Raw genomic sequence first — 23,595 nt, 5'->3', positions numbered from 1 at the left:
AAAAAGACGCATGAGCGCCGCCCCGTTGAATACTCAATGAGGCTGTGAGGCGGTTAGTTCCGGGGGCTGGAAGGCAGAGATGAGCGGTCGGGGATCATGAGACCCGCGATGTCACGGCTCTTCTTTCAGGCCTTCTTCCATTTTTTGCAATTCTTGCTTGAACGCCTGGTCCAGCAGGCTGGCTCTTTTGCGCCAAGGCTTGCGTTCCGGTTCCGGTTGCGCGGCGTAGGTGGTGATTTCACCGCCGTAGACATCCTTGTAACGTTGTTCCTGGCGCTCAAGTTCCGCGCGCAGTTCATCTTTAGTCACTGTAATACCTGATCGAGTCGATTGAGTTCTGGTGATGACGCAAAACAATGCAAGTATGTTCACGCCATTCGGACTGTATACCAGATACAGCCAGAGACCTGCTCGGGCCATTACCCGAAGAGGTTGCGGAACATCCTGTTATTGCCTGCGGCTACGTACACCAGAGAAACAGCTGTCGTAGCGACATGTGTGTGATTTCAAGCGCAAGGCTTGCGCTGGCAGGCTTCCCTTTGATCGCGCGGCGATGGTGCACCGTGACAGCGCTTCGACGGGATAATCGAGGCAGAAATCGGGTGAACGGATCAATCGTTTGCGAGGGTGTTGCCGACCCACTGATGGATACTATCTCCAAGAAGTTCTGTTACGTCAACAACAGAGGTTGAATAAGTTCACAGGTCTGGTTTTTTTGTACGATTGTTCCGAAGTTTTAGTGAGCCATTTATATGACGGAACTTTTATAAAACAAATTTTACACACCTGGTGACAAAACCCTGACGATGGAATTCAGAGAGTTTTATATGCACGATATCTGGAGTTGTGATGCGGGGGTTCGACAGGCGGGGCGTGTTCATGCGCAGCAGGCGCTGCCGCAATGAAAACGGCCTTGCTTGGTGAGCAAGGCCGCTGCCTTGGACTTCCCAGTGGGTACCTGACCAGTAATTTCCAAGAAGTCACTTCGTGGCAGAGGTAAAGGTATAAGTATATTTACGGCGGGTCAATTGCGATTATCGGCCACCTGTTCGATAATCGCACAAGCAGAGACTGTCTTCACTGCTTCCAATAGACCTGAAACCTGCGCTCCACAGGGGCTGAAGGGAGTTACAGAGGGTGTGTCAATGAACGATGAACTGCGTAAATCTTTTGCCTCATTGGCACCGCCCATCGTGGCGTCACCCGCAAAGCGCATTCAGGCGCTGACCGGTGACCCGGATTTCATGACTTCGCTGGCGCGCGGGCTTGCCGTTATTCATGCTTTTCAGGAGCGCAAGCGGCACCTGACCATTGCACAGATCAGCCACCGGACGGAAATCCCCCGCGCTGCGGTACGTCGTTGTCTGCACACGTTGATCAAGCTGGGTTACGCGACCACCGATGGCCGTACTTACTCGCTGCTGCCCAAAGTGCTTACCCTGGGCCACGCCTATCTGTCATCGACGCCTCTGGCGACCTCTTCGCAGCCTTATCTGGACCGTATGAGCGATCAGTTGCACGAGGCATGCAACATGGCCACGCTGGAAGGTGACGACATCCTTTATATAGCGCGCTCGGCGACCACGCAGCGATTGATCTCGGTCGACCTCTCGGTGGGCGGCCGCCTTCCGGCATATTGCACGTCCATGGGCCGAATTCTGCTGGCCGCGCTGGATGATGTGTCGTTGCATGAATACCTTGATCATGTCGATCTGCAGCCCAAGACCAGTCGTACCATTCGCACGCCGGAAGCGCTGCTCGAGTGTCTGCAACTGGTTCGTCAACAAGGCTGGTGTATTGTCGATCAGGAACTGGAGCAGGGGCTGCGCTCGATTGCCGTGCCGGTCTATGATGCGTCGGGCCAGGTGCTGGCTGCGCTGAATGTCAGTACCAGCGCCGGGCGTGTGGCACGCAGCGAGCTGGAACAGCGCTTTTTGCCGATCATGCTCGATGCCAGTCGCGACCTGAGTACGCAGCTGTTTACCTGACCTTGTTTGCCTGGGTATGGTTAAACGGGCCTGGTTATCCGAGCTCGTGAGCGATTGCTAGTTAGCTGAATTTGTTCGGTTACCGAACGGTTAGTCGATTATCGGATTGTTTGCCTGTCTGCTCAGGCATAACCTCATTTTCATTCCGGCGCAGGTCTTCGCGCTGTTCATTGAACGTGATGTTGGGTTCGGAGCACCTCATGGCAGACATTCTTTCTCTACGCGATGCGGTGAAGCAACTGGTCAACGATGGCGACATCGTTGCGTTGGAAGGCTTCACGCATTTGATCCCCACGGCCGCTGGTCATGAAATTATCCGTCAGGGTAAAAAAGACCTGACCCTTGTGCGCATGACGCCCGACCTGATCTACGACCAGTTGATCGGTGCCGGTTGTGCGAAGCGTCTGATTTTTTCGTGGGGCGGCAACCCCGGTGTCGGTTCTCTGCACCGTCTGCGTGATGCGGTTGAAAAGCAATGGCCGCGCGCGCTGGAAATCGAAGAGCACAGCCATGCCGACCTTGCCAACGCCTACGTGGCTGGTGCATCGGGCCTTCCGTTCGCGGTGCTACGCGCCTACGCCGGGTCCGACCTGCCCAAGGTCAACCCGCTGATCAAGACGGTAACCTGCCCGTTTACCGGTGAGGTGCTGGCGGCTGTGCCATCGGTACGCCCGGATGTGACTGTTATCCATGCGCAGAAAGCCGACCGCAAAGGCAACGTATTGCTGTGGGGGATTCTCGGCGCGCAGAAAGAGGCCGCGCTGGCTGCGAAGCGATGCATTGTGACGGTGGAGGAAATTGTCGATGACCTGCAAGCGCCGATGAATTCCTGTGTACTGCCGACTTGGGCATTGAGCGCCGTGTGTCTGGTGCCCGGTGGTGCTCACCCCTCCTATGCGCACGGCTATTACGAGCGTGACAACCCGTTCTACCAGGCCTGGGACCCGATTGCCCGGGACCGTGAAACCTTCACCGCGTGGTTTGACGAATATATCCACGGCACCGCAGATTTCAGTGAATTCCAGAGCAAGCTGGCTCGCGCTTCGGAGGCCAAATAATGACTTACTCCACCAGTGAAATGATGACCGTTGCAGCAGCCCGTCGTCTGCGTAATGGCTCGGTATGCTTCGTTGGCATCGGTCTGCCCTCCAAGGCTGCGAACCTGGCGCGTCTGACATCAGCGCCCGACGTGGTGCTGATCTACGAGTCCGGCCCGATTGGTGCCAAACCTACCGTGTTGCCGCTGTCGATTGGCGATGGCGAGTTGGCGGAAACCGCCGACACGGTGGTATCCACCAGCGAAATCTTTCGTTACTGGCTGCAGGGCGGGCGCGTCGACGTCGGCTTTCTCGGCGCAGCGCAGGTGGACCGTTTCGGCAACATCAACACCACCGTTGTCGGTGATTATCATCATCCCAAAGTGCGCTTGCCGGGTGCCGGTGGCGCGCCGGAAATCGCCGGTTCGGCCAAGTCAGTGCTGATCATTCTCAAGCAGTCGGCGCGTTCGTTCGTCAACAAGCTGGACTTCATTACCTCGGTCGGCCACGGCGAGGGCGGCGATTCTCGCAAGCGCCTGGGGCTGCCCGGTGCCGGCCCGGTGGGGATCATTACCGACCTGTGCATCATGGAGCCGGAAGCAGGCACCAACGAGTTCGTTGTGACCACGCTGCACCCTGGCGTGACCCGCGAGCAGGTGATTGCTGCCACGGGCTGGGAGATCCGCTTTGCCGACACAGTGGTCGTTTCCGAAGAGCCTACCGAGGTCGAGCTGACGGCGCTGCGTGATCTGGAAGCCCGGACTGCCGCCGCTCATGGTCAGGTTGCAGGAGAAGCGTGATGCGTGAAGTATTTATTTGCGATGCGATTCGCACACCCATCGGTCGCTTTGGCGGGGGGCTGTCTTCGGTGCGTGCCGACGACCTGGCCGCTGTGCCGATCAAGGCACTGATGGAGCGCAACCCATCGGTCAACTGGGAGGAGATCGACGAAGTGTTCTTCGGCTGTGCCAACCAGGCCGGTGAGGACAACCGCAACGTTGCGCGCATGGCTGCGCTGTTGGCGGGGCTGCCGGAGAGCGTGCCGGGGGTGACTCTCAATCGCCTGTGTGCTTCCGGGATGGACGCCATCGGCACCGCGTTCCGTGCCATCGCTTCCGGCGAGATCGAGCTGGCGATTGCCGGTGGCGTCGAGTCGATGTCCCGTGCACCGTTCGTGATGGGCAAGGCTGATGCAGCGTTCTCGCGCAACATGAAGCTGGAAGACACCACCATTGGCTGGCGCTTCATCAATCCGGCGATGAAAGCACAGTACGGCGTGGACTCAATGCCCGAGACAGGCGACAACGTTGCAACCGACTTCAGGATTTCTCGAGCCGATCAGGACGCTTTCGCCCTGCGCAGCCAGCAGCGCACTGCCGTTGCCCAGGCTGCGGGCTTTTTCGAGGAAGAGATTGTGCCGGTACGGGTTGCGCACAAAAAAGGCGAAACCATCGTCGACAAGGATGAGCATCCGCGCAGCGATACCAGCCTGGAAACCCTGAGCAAACTCAAGCCGGTCAACGGCGCGGACAAAACTGTCACCGCAGGTAATGCCTCCGGGGTCAACGACGGGGCTGCTGCATTGATTCTGGCTTCGGCCGACGCTGTCAAAAAGCACGGCCTGACGCCACGCGCCCGTGTGTTGGGCATGGCCAGCGCGGCGGTTGCGCCTCGGGTGATGGGCATCGGTCCGGTGCCTGCGGTACGCAAGCTGGTCGAGCGGCTGGGTCTGGCGGTGACTGATTTCGACGTCATCGAGCTCAACGAAGCCTTCGCCAGCCAGGGTCTGGCAGTTCTGCGCGAGCTGGGCCTGGCGGACGACGCACCGCAGGTCAACCCGAACGGCGGGGCTATTGCGCTCGGTCATCCGCTGGGTATGAGCGGCGCGCGGCTGGTGCTGACGGCGTTGCACCACCTGGAAAAAACCGGGGGACGCAAAGGACTGGCAACCATGTGCGTCGGCGTAGGGCAGGGCCTTGCGCTGGCCATCGAGCGGTAAGCGCTCCCGTTTCAACCTGTTGTCCAGCAACCCGGATCGTTTGTCTGCCTCCACGAAAAGGCGGGCCGATGATCCGGGTTGTTGTTCGTCCGTGCACTGGATATTCAACCCTGCCGATTTTTCCTGGTGGCTGAATTGCTCTGACTTATTGTGCTCGATTAAAGACGGTGTTACAGATTGTTTCTTATGGACAGGTCTGCTTGGGGAAAATAATGACTACAACATCAAAAGCACCGCATTACACCGGCGAGGAGCGAAGCAAAAGAATTTTCGCCATTGTCGGTGCTTCATCCGGCAACCTGGTCGAATGGTTCGACTTTTATATCTACGCCTTCTGCGCGATCTATTTCGCACCTGCCTTTTTTCCTTCCGATGATCCGACCGTTCAGTTGCTCAACACCGCAGGTGTGTTTGCCGCTGGCTTTCTGATGCGCCCGATTGGCGGCTGGTTGTTTGGCCGTGTGGCGGACAAGCATGGCCGCAAGAACTCCATGCTGATTTCGGTCACCATGATGTGTGCCGGATCATTGATCATTGCCTGCCTGCCGACCTATGCATCGATTGGTGCCTGGGCGCCGGCGTTGCTGCTCATGGCGCGCCTGCTTCAAGGCCTGTCGGTGGGCGGTGAATATGGCACCACGGCCACTTACATGAGTGAAGTGGCCCTGCGCGGGCAGCGCGGTTTTTATGCCTCGTTCCAGTACGTCACCCTGATCGGCGGCCAGTTGCTTGCCGTGTTGACAGTGGTCATCCTTCAGCAATTCCTGACCACCGAAGAACTGCGTGACTACGGCTGGCGTATCCCGTTCGTGATCGGTGCGGCCGCCGCTATCATTGCCTTGCTGCTGCGTCGCACACTCAATGAAACCACTACCGCCGAAAGCCGTCAGGACAAGGATGCAGGCAGTATTGCCGCACTGTTCAAGCATCACGCAGCGGCCTTCATCACCGTACTGGGCTACACCGCCGGTGGGTCGCTGATTTTCTACACCTTCACGACCTACATGCAGAAATACCTGGTCAACACCGGAGGCATGGAAGCCAAGACTGCCAGCTACATCATGACCGGCGCGCTGTTTCTGTACATGTGCATGCAGCCGTTTTTCGGCATGCTGGCGGACCGTATCGGCCGTCGCAATTCGATGCTCTTGTTCGGCGCCCTGGGTACGCTGTGTACGGTGCCGATCCTGATGACGCTCAAGACCACCACCAACCCGTTCATAGCCTTTGTGCTGATTACCCTGGCGCTGGCGATCGTCAGTTTCTACACCTCGATAAGCGGGCTGGTCAAAGCCGAGATGTTTCCTCCCCAGGTTCGCGCACTGGGCGTCGGGCTCGCTTATGCAGTGGCCAACGCAATGTTCGGCGGCTCGGCTGAGTGGGTTGCACTGAAACTCAAAAGTGCCGGGATGGAAAACAGCTTCTACTGGTATGTGACGGTAATGATGGCTGTGGCCTTTCTGTTCAGTCTGCGCCTGCCCAAAGAGCCCAAGTACCTGCATCAGGATTATTGATCGCAGGCTTGTTTCGGCCACAAAAAAACCACCTGATCAGGTGGTTTTTTTGTGTGCCGCTTTAAATCAGAACAGCTGAACCGAAGGCTTCTCTTTGGAGATGGTTTCGGTCTGCCCGGTTCTTTCGTACCAGCCGCCGCCGAGGGCCTTGTACAGGTTGACCTCGCTGGTCAGCTGCGACAGACGATCGGTGATCAGCGTTTGTTGCGCGCTGAACAACGAGCGCTGGGCGTCGAGGAAGGTCAGGTTGCTGTCGATACCGATCCGGTAGCGACGCTCGGCCAGACGGTAGTAGTCCTGGTTGGCCGCGACGAAGTCACGTTGCGCCTGGAGCTGCTCGTCGTAGGTCTTGCGTGAAGCCAGGCCGTCAGACACTTCCTGGAAGGCGGTTTGAATCGCCTTCTCGTAGTTGGCGACGCTGATTTCTTTCTGGATTTTCGAGTAGTCCAGGCTGGCGCGCAGGTTGCCGGCGTTGAAGATCGGGATGTTGATGCTTGGCTGGAACAGCCATGCACCCGATCCGCCCTTGAACAGGCCGGACAGCTCGCTGCTGCTGGTTCCGGCACTGGCCGTCAGGCTGATGCTGGGGAAGAACGCTGCGCGTGCTGCGCCAATGTTGGCGTTGGCTGCCTTGAGCGTATGCTCGGCCTCCAGAATGTCCGGACGACGCTGCAGCAGGTCGGACGGCAGGCCAGCCGGCATTTCGGTCAGCATGTCGGAATCCAGCAAGTGGCTGGCCGGCAGGTTGTCAGGCAGGCTGGTGCCGAGCAGCAGAACCAGACTGTTCTGATCCTGTGCAACCAGACGCTCGTACTGAGCCAGTTTGGCACGCGCGCTTTCGACGGCGGTGCGTGACTGGCTCAGGTCCAGGGCCGAGGAAACACCGACTTCATTGCTGCGCGAGGTCAGGCGATAGCTTTCTTCGTAGGTCTTGAGGGTGTCCTGCGTCAGCTTGAGCAGTTCCTTGTCGGCCTGCCAGGTCATGTAGGCATTGGCGACGCTGGCCACCAGACTGATCTGGGTGCTGCGACGCGCTTCTTCGCTGGAGAAGTAAGTCTCCAGCGCCTGCTCGCTGAGGCTGCGCACCCGGCCAAAGAGGTCCAGCTCGTACGAGCTGACACCCAGCGTTGCCGAATAGCTGCTGGTGATGCCTGCTTGACCGGTTTGCGACTGGTCGGCTGGCACGCGTTGACGAGTACCGCTACCTGTCGCCGAAACAGCAGGGAACAGGTCCGAGCGCTGAATACGGTACTGGGCACGGTAAGCGTCAATGTTCAGGGCCGCGACCCGCAGGTCGCGGTTGTTGAGCAGTGCAGTCTGAATCAGCTGTTGCAGCGCCGGATCATTGAAGAAGTGCCGCCAGCCTTGCTCCGCGGTAGCCATTTTGGCACCTTCGACCGGCGAGTACGCCGGCCCTTGCGGGTATTGAGCGGCGACCGGTGCTTCCGGCTGCTTGTACTCGGGGATCAAAGAGCAGCCGCCGAGAATGAACGCGGTAACTGCAAGAGAGATCAATGACTTGCTCATTGGCCAGCCTCATCGTGTGAAATATGTTTCTTCTTGCTCTTGAAGAGCCCTGAAACCGAGACAAAGAACAGGGGCACCCAGAAGATCGCCAGGATAACGGCGGTGATCATACCGCCAATTACACCAGTACCGATCGAATGTTGACTACCTGAACCTGCGCCCGTGGAGATTGCCAGCGGCACAACGCCGAGGATAAACGCCATGGACGTCATGATAATCGGGCGCAGACGCATGCGGCACGCCTCGATTGCCGAGTCGACCAGGCTCTTGCCCTGTTCGTGCAGCTCTTTGGCGAACTCGACGATCAGAATGGCGTTCTTCGCCGCCAGACCCACCGTCACCAGCAAGCCCACCTGGAAGAACACGTCGTTGGACAGGCCACGCAGGCTGGTTGCCATCAGTGCACCGATAACCCCCAGCGGCACCACGAGGATGACCGCGATCGGAATCGACCAGCTTTCATACAGCGCCGCCAGACACAGGAACACCACCAGCAACGACAGCGCGTAGAGGGCAGGGGCCTGCGAGCCGGACAAACGTTCCTCGTAGGACAGACCGGTCCACGAAATGCCGATACCTTGCGGCAGTTTCTTGGCCAGGGCTTCTACCTCGGCCATCGCCTCGCCGCTGCTGTAACCCGGGGCAGGAGTACCGAGCACTTCCTCTGCTGCCACGCCGTTGTAGCGCGACAGTTTCGGTGAGCCGTAGGTCCATTTGCCGCTGGCGAAGGCCGAGAACGGCACCATTTCACCCGAGCTGTTGCGCACGTACCACTTCTTGAGGTCTTCAGGCGTCATACGGGCACCCGCATCGCCCTGGATGTACACCTTCTTCACACGGCCACGGTCGATGAAGTCATTGACGTAGCTGCCGCCCAACGCGGTGGACAGTGTGTTGTTGATGTCCGACAGGGTAATGCCCAGCGCACTGGCGCGTTCGTCGTCGATGATCAACTGGTATTGCGGTTCGTCATTCAGCCCGTTCGGACGCACGCCTGCGAGAATCTTGCTCTGCGCTGCCATGCCGAGGAACTGGTTACGCGCCTCCATCAGTTTGTCGTGACCCACGCCGCCCTGATCCTGCAGGTAAACGTCGAAACCTGTGGCGTTACCCAGCTCGAGAACAGACGGTGGAACGACCGCGAATACCATTGCGTCGCGCAGGCTGAAGAAATAGCCCTGAGCGCGCTTGGCCAGTTCGAAGACGCTGTTGTTGGAATCACGTTCTTCCCACGGCTTGAGCATGACGAACGCAATCGCCGAGCTTTGACCGCGGCCCGCAAAGTTGAAGCCGTTTACCGAGAACACCGACTTCACTGCACCGCTTTCCTTGGTCAGTAGGTATTCACGCATGTTGTCGATGACTTCCTGCGTACGCTCGGTAGAGGAGCCTGCCGGGGTCTGGATCTGGGCAAAGATGACGCCCTGATCTTCTTCCGGAAGGAACGCGGCCGGGATACGCATGAACATCCAGACCATGCCTGCGCAGATCAGGATATAGCCCAGATACGCCGGCCATTTGTGCTTGAGCATGTTGCCGACGCCACGTTCGTAGCTCAGAACGCTGCGGTCAAAGGTGCGGTTGAACCAGCCGAAGAAACCACGTTTTGGCTGGCCGTGCTTCTCGTGATCGATAGGCTTGAGCATGGTTGCGCACAGCGCCGGGGTGAAGATCAGGGCGACAACCACCGACAGGGCCATGGCCGAGACGATGGTGATCGAGAACTGTTTATAGATCACCCCGGTAGAGCCGCCGAAGAACGCCATGGGCAGCAGAACCGCCGACAGCACCAGCGCAATACCGACCAGCGCACCCTGGATCTGGGTCATGGATTTGATCGTGGCGTCGCGCGGGGAGAGCTTTTCCTCCTCCATGACCCGCTCGACGTTTTCCACCACCACGATCGCATCGTCCACCAGCAAGCCGATGGCCAGCACCATACCGAACATGGTCAGGGTGTTGATGGTGAAGCCGAATGCCGCGAGGATGCCGAACGTACCCAGCAATACTACCGGTACGGTCATGGTCGTGATGACCGTGGCGCGGAAGTTTTGCAGGAACAGGTACATCACCAGGAACACCAGCACGATCGCTTCGATCAGGGTGTGCACCACACCATTGATCGATTCGCTGACCACTGGCGTGGTGTCATACGGGTAAACGACTTTCATGCCTGGCGGGAAGAACGGCTCCAGCGACGAAACGGTCGCGCGAATAGCCTTGGCGGTGTCCAGTGCGTTGGCACCGGTCGCGAGTTTGATTGCCAGACCCGATGCCGGTTTACCGTCGAACTGCGAGTCGGTGCTGTAGTTCTCTGCGCCCAGGCCGACAGTCGCGACGTCCTTGAGGCGAACCTGCGAACCGTCGGTGTTGACCTTGAGGAAGATGTTGCCGAACTGCTCGGCGGTCTGCAGACGCGTCTTGCCGATGATCGTGGCGTTCAACTGCTGGCCGCTGATGGACGGCAGGCCACCCAACTGGCCGGACGATACCTGGACGTTCTGCGCGGTGATCGCGTTTTTCACGTCCACCGGAGTCAGCTGGAAGTTGTTCAGCTTTGCCGGGTCCAGCCAGATACGCATGGCGTACTGCGAACCGAACACCTGGAAGTCACCCACACCGGAGGTCCGGGAAATCGGGTCCTGCATGTTCGACACGATGTAGTTGGCCAGGTCTTCCTTGCCCATGCTGCCGTCTTCGGACACCAGGCCGATAACCATCAGGAAGTTCTTCACTGCCTTGGTCACGCGGATACCCTGTTGCTGCACTTCCTGTGGCAACAGCGGGGTCGCGAGGTTGAGCTTGTTCTGCACCTGAACCTGCGCCGTATCAGGGTTGGTACCCTGATTGAAGGTCGCGGTAATGGTCATGCTGCCGTCAGAGTTACTTTCCGAGCTCACATAACGCAGGTTGTCGATACCGTTGAGCTGTTGCTCGATCACCTGCACCACAGTGTCCTGCACCGTCTGAGCGGAGGCGCCCGGATAGGTGACCTGGATACCGATGGCTGGCGGTGCGATGCTCGGGTACTGGTTGATCGGCAGGCTGGAAATCGACAGCGCACCGACCAGCATGATCACGAGGGCAATAACCCAGGCAAAAATGGGTCGATCAATAAAGAATTTCGACATGGGTTACTCCCCTTTGCTGCCTGCGGCTTTATCAGTGGCCGGGGCAGGTGCCGGGTTTGCTCCTTTGACGTTGGTCGCTTCGGCGACTTTCACTTCGGCGCCTGGTTTGACGTACTGCAAGCCTTCGGTAATGACCCGATCACCTTCTTTCAGGCCGTCTTCGATCAGCCAGTCGCTGCCCACGGTGCGGTTGGCCACCAGCGTACGCATTTCAACCTTGTTGTCCTGGTTGACGATCATGGCGGTCGGCGTGCCTTTCAGGTCGCGGGTCACGCCTTGCTGCGGTGCCAGAATGGCTTTCGCACTGACGCCAGCCTGCAATTGCGCGTGGACGAACATGCCAGGCAACAAGCGATGTTCCGGGTTCGGGAACACGGCGCGCAAGGTGACCGAGCCTGTAGTCTGATCAACTGATACTTCGGAGAACTCCAGCTTGCCTTCCTGGCCATAGACGCTGTTGTCTTCCAGCGTCAGCTTGACCTTGGCCGCGTTGTCACCGGCTTTCTGCAGCTTGCCGCTTTCCAGGTCATTGCGCAGCTTGAGCATGTCGGCAGACGACTGAACCACGTCCACGTAGATTGGGTCGAGCTGCTGGATGGTTGCCATTGCTTCGGTCTGGGCGCTGCTGACCAGTGCGCCTTCGGTCACTGCGGAGCGGCCGATACGACCTGAAATAGGTGCCAGCACCTTGGTGTAGCGCAGGTTGATCTGGGCGGTCTGCAAGGCGGCCTGAGCTTCCTGCGTCGATGCCTGGGCGGTGTCGTATTCCTGACGGCTTACCGCTTGCTCGCTGACCAGTTGCTTGTAGCGATCAGACATCGACTTGGCAGACTGAAGGGTCGCCTTGGCGCTGTTGGCATTGGCCTCATAGACAGCCGGGTCGATCTGATAGAGCTGCTGACCGGCTTTGACGTCGCCACCTTCGGTAAACAGACGTTTGAGAATGATGCCGTTGACCTGAGGGCGTACCTCGGCAACGCGGAATGCGGTGGTCCGGCCTGGCAGCTCGGTGGTCAGGGTATAGGGCTGTGCTTTGAGGGTAACGACGCCGACCTGAGGGGTTTGCGCAGGCGGGGCCGCCTGTTCCTTCTTGCTACAGCCACTGAGCAGGGTTGCCAGGGCGACGGCAGTGACCAGAACGGTAACAGCTGGCTTGAATTGCATGAAGATCCTCGGGGCAGGAGCCTGTTGTCTCAACAGTACGTTGAAGTGTTAAAAAATATTTCGGCTAGATAAGTAGCATGCTAAGGAATATACTTACATTCGCGGCTGTTTGTAAACACCCGCTGTGCGCATTCGGCCACTATTCACAGTGCCGACAGCCAATTCGGGACAAGGCGAGACAAATGCCGCCCGGTCATATCTCCAGGTCTGCCGCCAGACGCATGCCTGAGGTAAATTTTTTGAGGTTTTATTGCCATGGTTCGTCGCACCAAAGAGGAAGCTCAGATCACTCGCAGCCAGATTCTGGAGGCTGCCGAGCAGGCTTTTTATGAGCGAGGCGTCGCCCGCACCACGCTGGCTGACATCGCAACCCTTGCTGGTGTGACGCGAGGAGCCATTTACTGGCACTTCAACAATAAGGCCGATCTGGTTCAGGCAATGCTCGACAGTCTTCAGGAACCACTCGATGAAATGGCGCAGGCCAGTCAGAGCGAAGAGGAAGAAGACCCACTGGGCTGTATGAGAAATCTTTTGATTCATTTGTTTCATGAGCTCGCACTGGACCCGAAAACCCGTCGCATCAATGAAATCCTGTTTCACAAATGCGAGTTTACTGACGAGATGTGTGATTTTCGTCGTCAGCGCCAGGACAACGCCATACAGTGCCACGACCGGATCACCCTGGGGCTGAACAATGCCGTACGTCAGGGGCAACTTCCAAAAGATCTCGATACGGCCCGGGCCGCAGTCGCCCTGTTTTCTTGCGTAAACGGCATCATTTATCAATGGCTGCTGGTTCCAGACAGCTTTTCATTGCCGGCAGAGGCCGAGCAACTGGTTGATGTGTGTCTGGACATGCTGCGTTTCAGCCCTACGCTAAGAATCAGCAAGGCTTCCTGACGGAGATGACAGGTCGTAGCGCCTGCCGGTTCGGTCGGGCCGTTGTCTTTCCCACAAAGCCTAACTCCAATTCGTGCTTTTCATACAGTGTGTTTACTGACTGTTTACCCGTCCTCATCGATTGCCCCCGCCAGTTGCCGCCGATCAGACCTTGATCCGACAAAATATTGTAGGAGGCAGGTAGGACATTTCCTGATACATGTAGCTGATTTCCCAAAGTAATTTCCGAGTATTGCCCCGCGGGAAAACTCCCTTCACTCTTCGCTTCCGGAAAGATCAGAAGAGAGGAAGGTTGCATGTTTTTGCCGAATCTTGCGCCTATGTGCCTTGAAGTCATCGCCAGATCCGCTGAAGTGTACGAGCGTGGACAGGGCCGTGGCTTGCATGAGCGCAGGTCTGTGTCGGGCGTGATCGAAACATGCAAAGGGCATGCAGGCGTTAGCGTAAATCCGCGTCTCTCGATCAAAGGGAGGGCGGAGCATGTCGGACACTACAACTGATGCTGTGAGGCTACTGGCCGGAGTCGCGCAGCAATCCGAACGGGTCGCCATGGATTCTGAATTGGGGACGCCCGTCATTCGACTTGGGTTGATCACCACGCTGTATTTCCGCAATGGCCACACGCTGGAGATGAAGCGTCGGGTCGAAGCCTGCTTTTCGCGCTTCTATGACGCGTTCAAGCCGAAACTCAAATGGCAGCTGTTCAAGCGTATGCGTCGCTTGAGCGCATCGGGTTTTGCATCGACCCGGCGTCAGGTTGTCGAAAGCCTCCCGGACGAGCAGTTCATCTGGTCTATCGCCAGTGCGACCCAGGCCGAGGTCGCCATGTACAGCCTGTTTGTCATGAACACCCCGCAGGGGCAGGCCGATAACGATCGCTCTTGTCTGAAAATGGTATTGCCCTGGTCCTGCCTGACCGAGCCCGACGGTTTGAAGAACTACGAGGCCTGGATCCGCTATCTAAGCAGCGAAGTGCAGGCCGAGCATGGCTTTGGCGGGCTCGCCTGTGTACTGCCTTGCGATGGTCATCAGTATTTACCCTGGGAGTATCGACTGGCTCAGGACTACATAGGGTTGATGGTCGATCCCGGTCCGCACATTGAAAGCCTGCGTTTGCTGGACCGTATAAAGGGCGTCAGTTGGTACACGGTGCTGGGCGAAGGGTTTGTCAGGCAGCTGGGAGGGAGCGACAGATTGCGGGGCGAGATGAGCGCGCACAGCGACATCGTGTTTCATAGCTATCGCAACGGGTTGATCATTCGGGCGGGTGCGGTGCCTGAATTGGGTGGTCGAGGCCTGCCACCGCCGCAACCCTATGTGACGGTCAACCGGATGATCAAACCGGTTCGCCTGCAGGACACCGGCAACCTTCATCCCTACCTTGCTCCCGGGATTGGCTTTACCGAGGAAACCACTGCGCAATGGTATGCGCGATTTGATGAAAAACCGCTGCCGCCAGTTGATGCGGGGCAGGCATGCCCTCGATCAGGCTGCTGGTTCAGCAGCGCACAGTTTGGCTCTCGTCGACATTTCGACGAAGGTGAACTCATGCCGGCGTTCAACCATATAAAAAGCAAGAAAACCCAGTGGTTTTGGGCCGGCATGCCTTCCTGATTCAGCGCGTCGAGCTAATCCCGGCCTCGCAATAGCGTATTGGGCATTGCTACGGCTGCGGCAAGGCCGAGCAGCGAAATGGCCGCACTGGTGATCAGCAGGTTTCTGAAGGTCAGCGCCAGTTCGGCTCGCAGTGTTTCCAGTGCCGGTCCGGTTGCTGCATTAAGGCTGTCGAGCAGGACATTACCGGAGCTGCCTTCGCCACCCAGTGCTCCCGAGCCGAGCAGGCCGACACCGGTATGCTGCAACATAGCCAGTAGCAGCGCCGACATCAATGCCACGCCTACTGCACCCCCCAGCGAGCGGAACAGATTGGTTGTGCTGGTGGCCACGCCCATATCCCTTGGCTGAACCGAGTTTTGGGTGCCGACCAATGAGGTGGGGAACTGCATGCCGGTAAGGACCATGAACAGGCTCATCGCTATCAGCGATTGGGGAGGCGTAAAGGCCATGCCCAGAATCGCGATGGGCATCAGCAACGCCCCGGTGAGAATAAGCGGTTTGTAGCGCCCGGTTTGCGCGGTGCGTCGCCCGGCGAAATAGGCACCCATCGGCATGCCGATCGCTAGCGGAAGCAGGTGCAGGGCGGCACTGTCTGCACCGCCACCGGTGACGGTCTGGTAACGCAACGGCATCAGGACAATCAGGGAAATAGCCTGAAAACTGGTAAAGAACACCGTGCACCAGCAAAGCACGGCACTTTTATTGGTGAACAGGTGCATGGGCAGCAGGGGTTCGGCGGTGCGGCGTTCGTACCAGACGAAAATGCCCAGCGTCAGCAGGGCGGTGCCCAGTAACAACTGAACCTCGAAATCGCCCAGACCATGGCCCTGACCAATTTCGGTAATTCCCAGCAGCAGCGCGGTCAGGCCGATGATCATCAGCACCGTACCCAGGTAGTCGATAATCGGTTTGCGCTGCGGCACTGGCAGGCCGACCAGGGTTCGATATGCGACGATCAGCGCGGCTGCCCCCAAGGGCAGATTAATCAGGAACACCCAGCGCCAGGACAGGTATTCGGTCATCAAGCCGCCCAAGACCGGGCCCGCGACGCTGGCCAGGGCGTACATGCTGCTGAAGTAGCCTTGGTAGCGGCCCCGCTCACGAGGCGGAACAATGTCGGCGATGATTGCCTGGCTTACCGAAACCATACCGCCTGCACCGATGCCTTGAAGGACGCGCGCCAGCACCAGTTGTTCCATGCTCTGCGCCATGCCACAGAACAGCGAGGCGAGGGTGAAAAGCCCCAAGCCGAACAGCATCAGTTTACGCCGTCCGTAAAGATCGCCCAGCTTGCCGTAGATCGGCACTGCAACGGTCAGTGAAACCATATACGCGGAAATGACCCACGCCAGCAGATCGATGTCACTGAACTGGGCGGAAATGGCAGGCATCGAAACAGCAACGATGGTCTGATCCAGAGCGCTGAGCAATACCGCCATCATCAACGCGAACAGAATGCTGCGAATGGCCGGAGGCGTTTGAGTAAGACTGGTCAAGGCAAAACCTGATGGCAGTGTTGACCCGCCGCAAGTGAGGCGGGAGAGTCTGACCAGTCTAATCCGATAGCTTGCTAATCGATAGCTGCCTTTGCTGAACGATGACGCAATTCACGCTACACAAGCGTCATCGCAAGGCGCTGAAGGTTGCGTCGGTCGGCACGCAATGGCCAAACGTGCAACTGGCGACCTGTGGGGCCTGACGAGCCAGCTCGTTACGATAGGCCCCTGCGGTGTATACCGCCAGGACCGCTAGAGCACCGACGACAACCATGCATTTTCTTGTTCTGACTTTCATGACGCACTCCTTACCTCGGCTACAGAGCAGTTTGAAAGAACTGATTAAAGTGTAGGACAAGGTTGGAGTTTGCGTCGGTAGTCATCATCTGCGGTTGCTGCGTGACGAATGCCCTGGAAGACGCGTTAGAATTCGCGCTTTGATTTATGAGCAGGGTCCATACGCATGGCACGCAAGGAATACAACGGGTTTGAAGTGGTGTCGGCAGTCATGCCTGCCGAGCAGGGGTACAACGCGGCAATTGCCATCAAGGCGCTGGGTGCCGGCGGAGCGCCGCGCTTTCATGCGCTGCTGCCGGACCAGAAATTCAAGACCGCCGATGATGCCGACCTGGCTGCTGCACAGGAACTGCAGCGGCTGATCGACATTGATGCCGAGGGCGAGCCGGTATGGGGCGATTCCTGATCAGGCGCCTGGGCGGAACATTTTGAACAGCGCTTCAGGCCCAAGCTGGAAGTAATCTGCAGGACCGCCGCCGCGCAGGATCGGCTCAGCGGCCGCGGTGTCATAAACACCGTCCTTGAGCAGGGATTTCTCGATGTGTACGGCCACCACTTCGCCCAGAATCAGCCAACTGGGCACCAGCTCCTTGTCGGCGCGTTGCAATTGAATGATCTGGGTGACTTTGCATTCGAACGACACCGGCGTCTCCAGCACACGTGGGACCGAGACGATATGGGAGGCCAGTGGCGTGAGGTTGGCCAGCTCGAACTCGCTGACATCCGGCGCTACCGGGGCACAGCTCTGGTTCATGGCTTCAGCCAGCGAGCGGGTCGCAAGATTCCAGACAAACTCACCGGTCTGCTCGATGTTATTGAGACTGTCCTTGCGACCAACGCTGCAGAACCCAATGATGGGGGGCACGTAGTTGAAGGCATTGAAGAAACTGTAGGGTGCGAGATTCAATTTGCCGTTGGCATCCTGCGATGAAATCCAGCCGATCGGGCGTGGGCCTACAATCGCGTTGAACGGGTCATGCGGCAGGCCGTGACCCTTGGACGGCTCGTAGGAGTGAATAGCGTCTGACATGCTCGATTCCTGATGGGTTCTGTAGGATGCGGACATAGTGCTGCGCATTTGCAGAGGATGCCAGAGCAGCGTGTATTTCAGCTTGGGCCAGACATGAAGAAGCCCGACATCGGCCGGGCTTGGGGCATTGCGTGGGCTATCAACCCAGACGATTGGCACCTACGCGGTCTGCGCCATCAGCGGCCAGACGGTTGGCACCGACGTGGTCTGCACCATCGGCAGCCTGACGGTTGGCACCGACACGGTCCGCGCCATCAGCGGCCAGGCGGTTGGCACCGACGTGGTCTGCACCATCGGCAGCCTGACGATTCGCACCGACACGGTCTGCGCCATCAGCAGCCACGCGAATTGAACCGACGTTAGTGTGTTTGGTGCCGCCTTCAGCAACGATGGTCGAGCGGGACATATCGCTTTGAACAGTTGTGACTGGAAGTGCAAAGGCGCTTGAAGCCAGAACAGAGAAAGCCAGGCCGAAGATCAATTTAGTGGTTTTCATGATGATGTCTCCAATGAGTGTCGGGTGAGTTGTCATCCCGGTATGGAGGCAATGCTACGCGCCAGCGGATTATTAAGAAGTTAATCGGATTGCTAGCGACCATCGCTGAAAATGATAGTTGGCTGTGATGCTCTGATTTCGGGCCTTGTGGGCGATATTGCATTATTGAAGTGCATATTTTGAAAAATCTTGTAATAAAGCCTCTTGACAATCTGGAAGTATAATTTTTCAATGTCTTATCGCTGGTTGGCCTCGAAAGTGTGCACTGTATTGAAACACTTTGTAGCAAGTGCTCATGTCGCTCCAGGGGGCATTGATGGCGGTTGTATCGATGTAACCGATATTGATGTTCCTCACACGGGTGTGGAAACGGCACGCCAACTCAGGCGTTGGCATGCCATTCAAGCGGGTTAATGAAGGGTGATCAATCTGTCTCGATCCGCGAATGTTTGCGCGTGTCTTTCATGAAGACATACACCAGCAGCGAACAGGCGATGCAAGCGGTTACGTACCAGTAGTAGCCGGTTTCCATGCCGATGCTCTTGAACCACAGTGCGATGTATTCCGCAGTACCACCGAAAATCGACACCGTCAGTGCGTATGGCAGGCCGACACCCAGCGCACGGATCTCGGTCGGAAACAGCTCGGCCTTGACCACTGCGTTGATCGAGGTGTAACCGCTGACGATGATCAGCGCCGCCATGATCAGGAAGAAAGCGCCCCACCAGGTTTGAATGGTATGCAGCGTGGTCAGGATCGGTACGGTACACAGCGTTCCCAGTACGCCAAACGCAATCAGGATCGGACGCCGCCCGACCTTGTCGGACAGGGCGCCAATCACCGGCTGCAACAGCATGAACAGAAACAGCGTCGCGGCTGATATCGAGGTCGAGTCGGTGATGCTCATGCCGACGGTGTTGACCAGATACTTCTGCATGTACGTGGTGTAGGTATAGAAAGCCAGGGTCCCACCCATCGTCAGGCCGACTACGGTCATCAGTTCCTTGGGATGACGCATCAATGTGCGCATCAGGCTTTCCTTGGCCTTTTCCTTTTTCTTGCGGGTGAACGACTCGGTTTCCTCCATGCCACGACGCAGAAACAGCGCGACGACTGCACACAGGGCACCGATGACAAACGGGATGCGCCAGCCCCAGGCATACAGTTGCTCGGTGGTCAGCGTCTGCTGCAGCACGATCAACACCCCCAGCGCGATGAGTTGGCCGGAAATCAGCGTGACGTACTGGAAGCTGGAAAAGAAGCCGCGACGTTCCTTGGTGGCCATTTCGCTGAGATAGGTGGCCGAGGTGCCGTATTCACCCCCCCACAGACAGGCCCTGCAGTAGTCGGGCGAACACCAGCAGGATCGGGGCACCGACGCCGATGCTCTCATAGCCCGGGGTCAGGGCAATGATCAGCGAGCCGAAACACATCAGCAGCACCGATGCCATCAGCGCAGCCTTGCGCCCCTTGTAGTCAGCGTAAAGCCCCATCAGCCAGCCACCGATAGGCCGCATCAGAAAGCCGACGGCAAAAATCGCGGCCGTGTTGAGCAACTGTGCGGTGGTGTCGCCCTTGGGGAAGAACGCTTTGGCGAAGTACAGCGAGAAAGCGGCGTAGACGTACCAGTCGTACCACTCGACCATGTTGCCGACCGAGCCGCTGAAAATGGATTTTAAACGGCTGGAAGTGGTTTTTTGGCCGGCAGCAGTAGCAGCCGACCCACGGGAGGCGGGATTGGAAGTTTCCATGGTGTTCCTTGTTTTTCATTATTTTTAGAAGGAGGCATTGGCTGCCCTGCCTGTGACATAGCAGGAGCTGTGCCACACCATGAGAGCCTGTTCCAGAGCGGTTGCGAGATTTTGATGAGCAGGAATCCGCTTATCTGTACAAAATAGATAAGCGGATTCTTGCCGATGGGTGCTCAAGCGAGGTTAGTGACCGCGTGCCGGCCCGAACACAATCACGCCCACGACGAACGCGAGCATCAGACCCAGAACGATCATGATTGCCTTGAAGGTATTTCTGACGCAGAAGGCTTTTACGCTATCCCAGCCTCCGGTCCTGACGGAAATGGCGTTCTGAAAACCTGAAATCCGGTAGGGCGACAGCACGATCCATAGCAGCAGGACAGCGCCATACAGCGCTGCCAGTACGGGCCCTTTCTGTACACAGATATAGCCTAGCGTGACGATCGGAATACCGTGACGCAGCGCCAGCGCCTGATAACCGGGCCAGCTCAGGTAATCGGGCAGCAAGCGCGCACTCCAGCGCGTATCCACCGGCTTGATACGCTCAGCGAAAGGGCGCCAGAACGACATGAATATATGGATGACAAGCAAGAGGAAAATCGGCGCGGTAAGCGCAAGGCCAGCTATTTCGTACCAGGTGGCGTTGCTGCCGGAAGGGTCCAGTGATGCCGTCGTGAAGATCGTCAATACGCCGAAAAAATAGGCCCTGAGATTGAAATTGGATGACACCTGCTCAGGCAATTTACGCCAGGATTGTACGTCGGCGTCCGGGAATTCTTGTATGGCATCCGGGAATCGGTGAGTGAGGTCGGACGCCAGTTTTTCGCAGGCTTGCCACAGCTCTTGATTACCGTGCCTTGCCAGTCGCAGCCTTTCATCCTGGGGTGGTGGTTGCAGAAGAAGACGCGCAGCCATGGCCTCGGGACTGTCTTGTGAGGCTTCGAGCAGTTTCTGCTGACGTGCGACGAATGCCTTCTTTTCACAACGCTGGACCAGATTCATCCACAGGGAAAGCGGCCCTGCATACACGTCATGTTTCTGATCCCAGGCAAAAAGGCTGCTCACGCGTTCGAACAGGGCAGGGGACCAGTCATGGTTGTTGAGCAGCAGTGTCATGGTCCACTGTTCAAGTTGCTCCTGGCGATCAAATGATGTCAGCCATGGCTGCTGCCGGAGTGCCTTGAGCGCATCGAGAAAGGCACGTTCCTCGTTGTTTTCAAGCATGGCATGAAATGACTCAAGCGAGCTGTCCAGCAGTGCCTGAGTCAGCCGATGCGCCTGATGAGTCCTGAGCTGTACTTTTTGCCAGGGTGTCAGCCAATGCAGTTGTTCGACGGCGGCCTTGATCAGCGCCTGATTGTCCTCCGGGTCCAGCAGGCAACGCCGGGCCAGATGTTGCTGGAAGAGCTCATCGCAGCCTTGATCCTGGGCTATCTGACGTTGTGAATGCAGGTTTTCCGGTGTGGTCTGACTGGCTTGCTCATACCAGCTCAACTCTACTGCCGGGCGTGCAGGAGGCTCGGCCATGTCGAATGCCGGGTGTACCTGTCGATGGTCCGGTCGGACTACCAGCACAGGCTCATCAAGGGGCAGCGATTCGAGGGGCTGGCCAGCAGTTGACCAGACTTCACTGCCCTCATCGTCGTCTTCGGCACGATTTCTTGCCCAGTCCAGCGCCTGCTCGTAAGCATCGCGCAGCGCCTGAAAGGCAGCCGGGTCGTCGTCGGGACGCGTGGTTTTCAACAGCCTGGCGTATTGGCGCTTGATGCTGCGCTCGTCGGCATCATGGCCCAGATCCAGTACGCTCCAGCAATCCATTGCCGTCACCATTCACCTCGTTCGAAACGGTCTGCTTCCTGTTCAAGCTGTTTGCGCAGTTCATTGATCTGCCGGTCATCCTGGGTTTCCAGCACGCGCTGGAATTGTGCAGCCCAGACTCCGATGGTTTCACGTGCCTCGCCCAGATACTCCTGATAGAGCCGTTCCAGACGTGCTGTCAGGTGAGTGTTGACCTGTTGTTCGCGAGGATGAACCTTGAGTGCTTCCAGCACCTTGAGTCGTTCACGGATTTCGGCGGGTGTCATGACTCCGGGGTTGTTCTCGATAACCAGCTTGTGATTTTCGCCGGTCATCTGGATCCGCACGTCGGCCTCCAGCAGGCCGTTGTTGTCGTATGTGAAACGCACGTCCAGTTCGACCTCGCCAGCCTTGGCTTTCGGCACGGGAATATTCAGCTCGCCCAGCGCGATGTTGTCTTTGACCAGGCGGCTTTCACCTTGAAAAATCCGCAGCAGAACGTGCTCCTGATTATCGGCAACCGTGTTTACGGTACGCACCCGGCTGACCGGTACCACGCTGTTGCGCTCGATGATCGGAAGGTAATGCCCGGACTGATAGCCGTTGAACACGTATTGTGTGGTTTCGATACCCAGGGTGTAGGGGCACACGTCGGTCAAAACGACTTCTTCCAGCGCCGCATCGCGCTGCTTGAGTGCTGCCTGAATTGCAGCACCCTGCGCGACAACCTCATCCGGGTTGAGTGTGATGGCCGGAAAACGGCCGAACATCCCCGCGGCCAGTTTGCGGATCAGCGGCATACGTGTAGTGCCGCCCACCAGCAGGATTTCGTCCAGATCTGCGACGCGAATTTTCGCATCGCGCAAGGCTCGCTCGATAGGCGCGCGCAGGCGGGCCAGCAGAGGCGCAAACAGATCATTCATCTGCTCTTGCGTGATTGTCTTGCGCCATTCGCGGTCGGCATGGCGCAGCACGAGATCGACACTGTTTTCCTGGCCCAGCGCCTTGCGCACGCGCTCGGCTTCACGTCGTAGCGAAGGCGTTACCAGTTCCTTGCCGGGGAAGTCCTGCTCATCTCGGTGCAGGGTCAGAAAGTGCTCGACCAGCAGGCGGTCAAAATCTTCACCCCCCAGAAAGTTGTCGCCCGCGCTGGCACGCACTTCCATCACGCCGTCGAAGAGTTCGAGGATCGAGATGTCGAACGTGCCGCCGCCCAGGTCGAAGACCAGAAACGAGGTTTCGCCTTCCTTCTGATGAAGTCCATAGGCCAGGGCTGCTGCTGTCGGCTCGTTGATGAGCTTCTCGACCTTGAGGCCGGCCAGCTCACCGGCAATGCGCGTCGCTTTACGCTGAGCGTCACTGAAGTACGCTGGAACGCTGATCACCGCCTCGGTGACAGGCTCGCCAAACGCGCGCTCGACGTCTGCTTTAAGACTCTTGAGTACCAGCGAGGACAACTCTTCTGGACGATAGGTGGCAGATCCCAGGCGAATCTCCTGAGCGCTGCCCATATAGCGTTTGAACAGCGCCGTGGTTTTTTCCGGGTGAGTTTGCAGACGTTCGCGCGCCGCCTTGCCGACCAGAATCTGCCCTTCGTCGTCCAGTCCGACAACGCTTGGAGTCAGCGTCTCTCCCAACGCATTGGTAACCAGCTCGCTGCTGCCGTCGCGCCAGACAGCCACCAGGCTGTTGGTGGTGCCCAGATCAATACCGACGATCATCTCAAAAATGCTCCCTGCTCAAGGATTGTTGCAATGTTTTGCGTGATTCTGAATCAAGGCAACCGGTGTTGTCTTCGTTTTATGCGCCGGGAATACCAGGTTGCGTCCTGCCTCAGGATGCCTTTGCGGG

Annotated in this window: 18 protein-coding genes and 1 pseudogene; 8 read left to right on the top strand and 11 right to left on the bottom strand. The window is 57.9% G+C overall.

Annotated elements, in window-relative coordinates; all coding sequences use genetic code 11:
- Positions 1-111: 111 nt before the first annotated feature.
- On the bottom strand, positions 112-309 hold the full coding sequence (locus FFH21_RS21460) for a hypothetical protein (protein WP_002554967.1): 198 nt from the start codon (positions 307-309) through the stop codon (positions 112-114).
- An 836-nt stretch (positions 310-1,145) separates the two neighbouring features.
- On the opposite strand from FFH21_RS21460, the gene pcaR reads away from it, so the two are divergent.
- The 5 genes from pcaR (at position 1,146) to FFH21_RS21435 (ending at position 6,538) form a co-directional block, all read left to right on the top strand.
- Positions 1,146-1,988 (top strand): pca regulon transcriptional regulator PcaR, encoded by an 843-nt coding sequence (pcaR, locus tag FFH21_RS21455; RefSeq protein WP_003363842.1) that lies wholly within the window; start codon positions 1,146-1,148, stop codon positions 1,986-1,988.
- Positions 1,989-2,188: 200 nt separating this feature from the next.
- Positions 2,189-3,046 (top strand): CoA transferase subunit A, encoded by an 858-nt coding sequence (locus tag FFH21_RS21450; protein WP_011169386.1) that lies wholly within the window; start codon positions 2,189-2,191, stop codon positions 3,044-3,046.
- A complete protein-coding gene (locus FFH21_RS21445) occupies positions 3,043-3,825 on the top strand; it encodes a CoA-transferase subunit beta (protein ID WP_172681010.1) in 783 nt (260 codons plus the stop codon). Before FFH21_RS21450 ends, FFH21_RS21445 begins: the two co-directional genes overlap by 4 nt.
- Positions 3,822-5,024, top strand: coding sequence for a 3-oxoadipyl-CoA thiolase (gene pcaF, locus FFH21_RS21440; protein WP_170947366.1), 1,203 nt, complete (start codon positions 3,822-3,824; stop codon positions 5,022-5,024). The genes FFH21_RS21445 and pcaF overlap by 4 nt, the downstream gene beginning before the upstream one ends.
- A 212-nt stretch (positions 5,025-5,236) precedes the next feature.
- Positions 5,237-6,538 (top strand): MFS family transporter, encoded by a 1,302-nt coding sequence (locus FFH21_RS21435; RefSeq protein WP_011169385.1) that lies wholly within the window; start codon positions 5,237-5,239, stop codon positions 6,536-6,538.
- Positions 6,539-6,604: 66 nt separating this feature from the next.
- Here FFH21_RS21435 and FFH21_RS21430 read toward each other — a convergent pair whose 3' ends face one another.
- From FFH21_RS21430 to FFH21_RS21420, 3 genes are read right to left on the bottom strand one after another with little or no spacing between them, the layout of a single operon-like run.
- Complete coding sequence (locus FFH21_RS21430) at positions 6,605-8,065, bottom strand: AdeC/AdeK/OprM family multidrug efflux complex outer membrane factor (protein ID WP_004664021.1); 1,461 nt, start codon at positions 8,063-8,065, stop codon at positions 6,605-6,607.
- A complete protein-coding gene (locus FFH21_RS21425) occupies positions 8,062-11,196 on the bottom strand; it encodes an efflux RND transporter permease subunit (protein ID WP_004664022.1) in 3,135 nt (1,044 codons plus the stop codon). The genes FFH21_RS21430 and FFH21_RS21425 overlap by 4 nt, the downstream gene beginning before the upstream one ends.
- A gap of 3 nt (positions 11,197-11,199) precedes the next feature.
- On the bottom strand, positions 11,200-12,360 hold the full coding sequence (locus FFH21_RS21420) for an efflux RND transporter periplasmic adaptor subunit (RefSeq protein WP_002554959.1): 1,161 nt from the start codon (positions 12,358-12,360) through the stop codon (positions 11,200-11,202).
- 255 nt (positions 12,361-12,615) lie between these two features.
- Here FFH21_RS21420 and FFH21_RS21415 point away from each other — a divergent pair, with 255 nt between their 5' ends.
- Both FFH21_RS21415 and FFH21_RS21405 read left to right on the top strand, forming a co-directional pair.
- Complete coding sequence (locus FFH21_RS21415; RefSeq protein WP_011169383.1) at positions 12,616-13,260, top strand: TetR family transcriptional regulator; 645 nt, start codon at positions 12,616-12,618, stop codon at positions 13,258-13,260.
- A gap of 480 nt (positions 13,261-13,740) precedes the next feature.
- Entirely contained in the window at positions 13,741-14,874 is a 1,134-nt protein-coding gene (locus FFH21_RS21405) for a DUF3396 domain-containing protein (protein ID WP_004664026.1), read from the top strand.
- A 14-nt stretch (positions 14,875-14,888) separates the two neighbouring features.
- Here the strand turns inward: FFH21_RS21405 and FFH21_RS21400 are convergent, their stop codons facing one another.
- Positions 14,889-16,373, bottom strand: a complete 1,485-nt coding sequence (locus FFH21_RS21400; protein ID WP_011169382.1) for an MDR family MFS transporter — start codon at positions 16,371-16,373, stop codon at positions 14,889-14,891.
- Between the two features lie 127 nt (positions 16,374-16,500).
- Positions 16,501-16,671, bottom strand: coding sequence for a hypothetical protein (locus FFH21_RS30060; RefSeq protein ID WP_004664028.1), 171 nt, complete (start codon positions 16,669-16,671; stop codon positions 16,501-16,503).
- A 165-nt stretch (positions 16,672-16,836) separates the two neighbouring features.
- Here FFH21_RS30060 and FFH21_RS21395 point away from each other — a divergent pair, with 165 nt between their 5' ends.
- On the top strand, positions 16,837-17,076 hold the full coding sequence (locus FFH21_RS21395) for a hypothetical protein (RefSeq protein WP_004658878.1): 240 nt from the start codon (positions 16,837-16,839) through the stop codon (positions 17,074-17,076).
- Here FFH21_RS21395 and FFH21_RS21390 read toward each other — a convergent pair whose 3' ends face one another.
- The 5 genes and pseudogenes from FFH21_RS21390 to FFH21_RS21370 all read right to left on the bottom strand — a co-directional run bounded on the left by FFH21_RS21390 (position 17,077) and on the right by FFH21_RS21370 (position 23,465).
- Entirely contained in the window at positions 17,077-17,700 is a 624-nt protein-coding gene (locus FFH21_RS21390) for a flavin reductase family protein (RefSeq protein WP_004658879.1), read from the bottom strand.
- Positions 17,701-17,839: 139 nt separating this feature from the next.
- Positions 17,840-18,196: a hypothetical protein gene (locus tag FFH21_RS21385; protein ID WP_011169381.1), complete on the bottom strand. Its 357-nt coding sequence runs from the start codon at positions 18,194-18,196 to the stop codon at positions 17,840-17,842.
- 424 nt (positions 18,197-18,620) lie between these two features.
- Positions 18,621-19,947: pseudogene (locus tag FFH21_RS21380) on the bottom strand (MFS transporter).
- Between the two features lie 183 nt (positions 19,948-20,130).
- A complete protein-coding gene (locus tag FFH21_RS21375) occupies positions 20,131-21,765 on the bottom strand; it encodes a J domain-containing protein (protein ID WP_011169380.1) in 1,635 nt (544 codons plus the stop codon).
- A 5-nt stretch (positions 21,766-21,770) separates the two neighbouring features.
- Entirely contained in the window at positions 21,771-23,465 is a 1,695-nt protein-coding gene (locus FFH21_RS21370) for a molecular chaperone HscC (RefSeq protein WP_004658883.1), read from the bottom strand.
- Between the last annotated feature and the right edge of the window lie 130 nt (positions 23,466-23,595).

Origin of the sequence: Pseudomonas sp. KBS0707, from assembly GCF_005937945.2 — a bacterium.
Lineage (GTDB): Bacteria > Pseudomonadota > Gammaproteobacteria > Pseudomonadales > Pseudomonadaceae > Aquipseudomonas > Aquipseudomonas amygdali.
The sequence above is the reverse complement of the archived record's forward strand: the minus strand, read 5'-3'. Positions and strand labels throughout refer to the sequence as shown.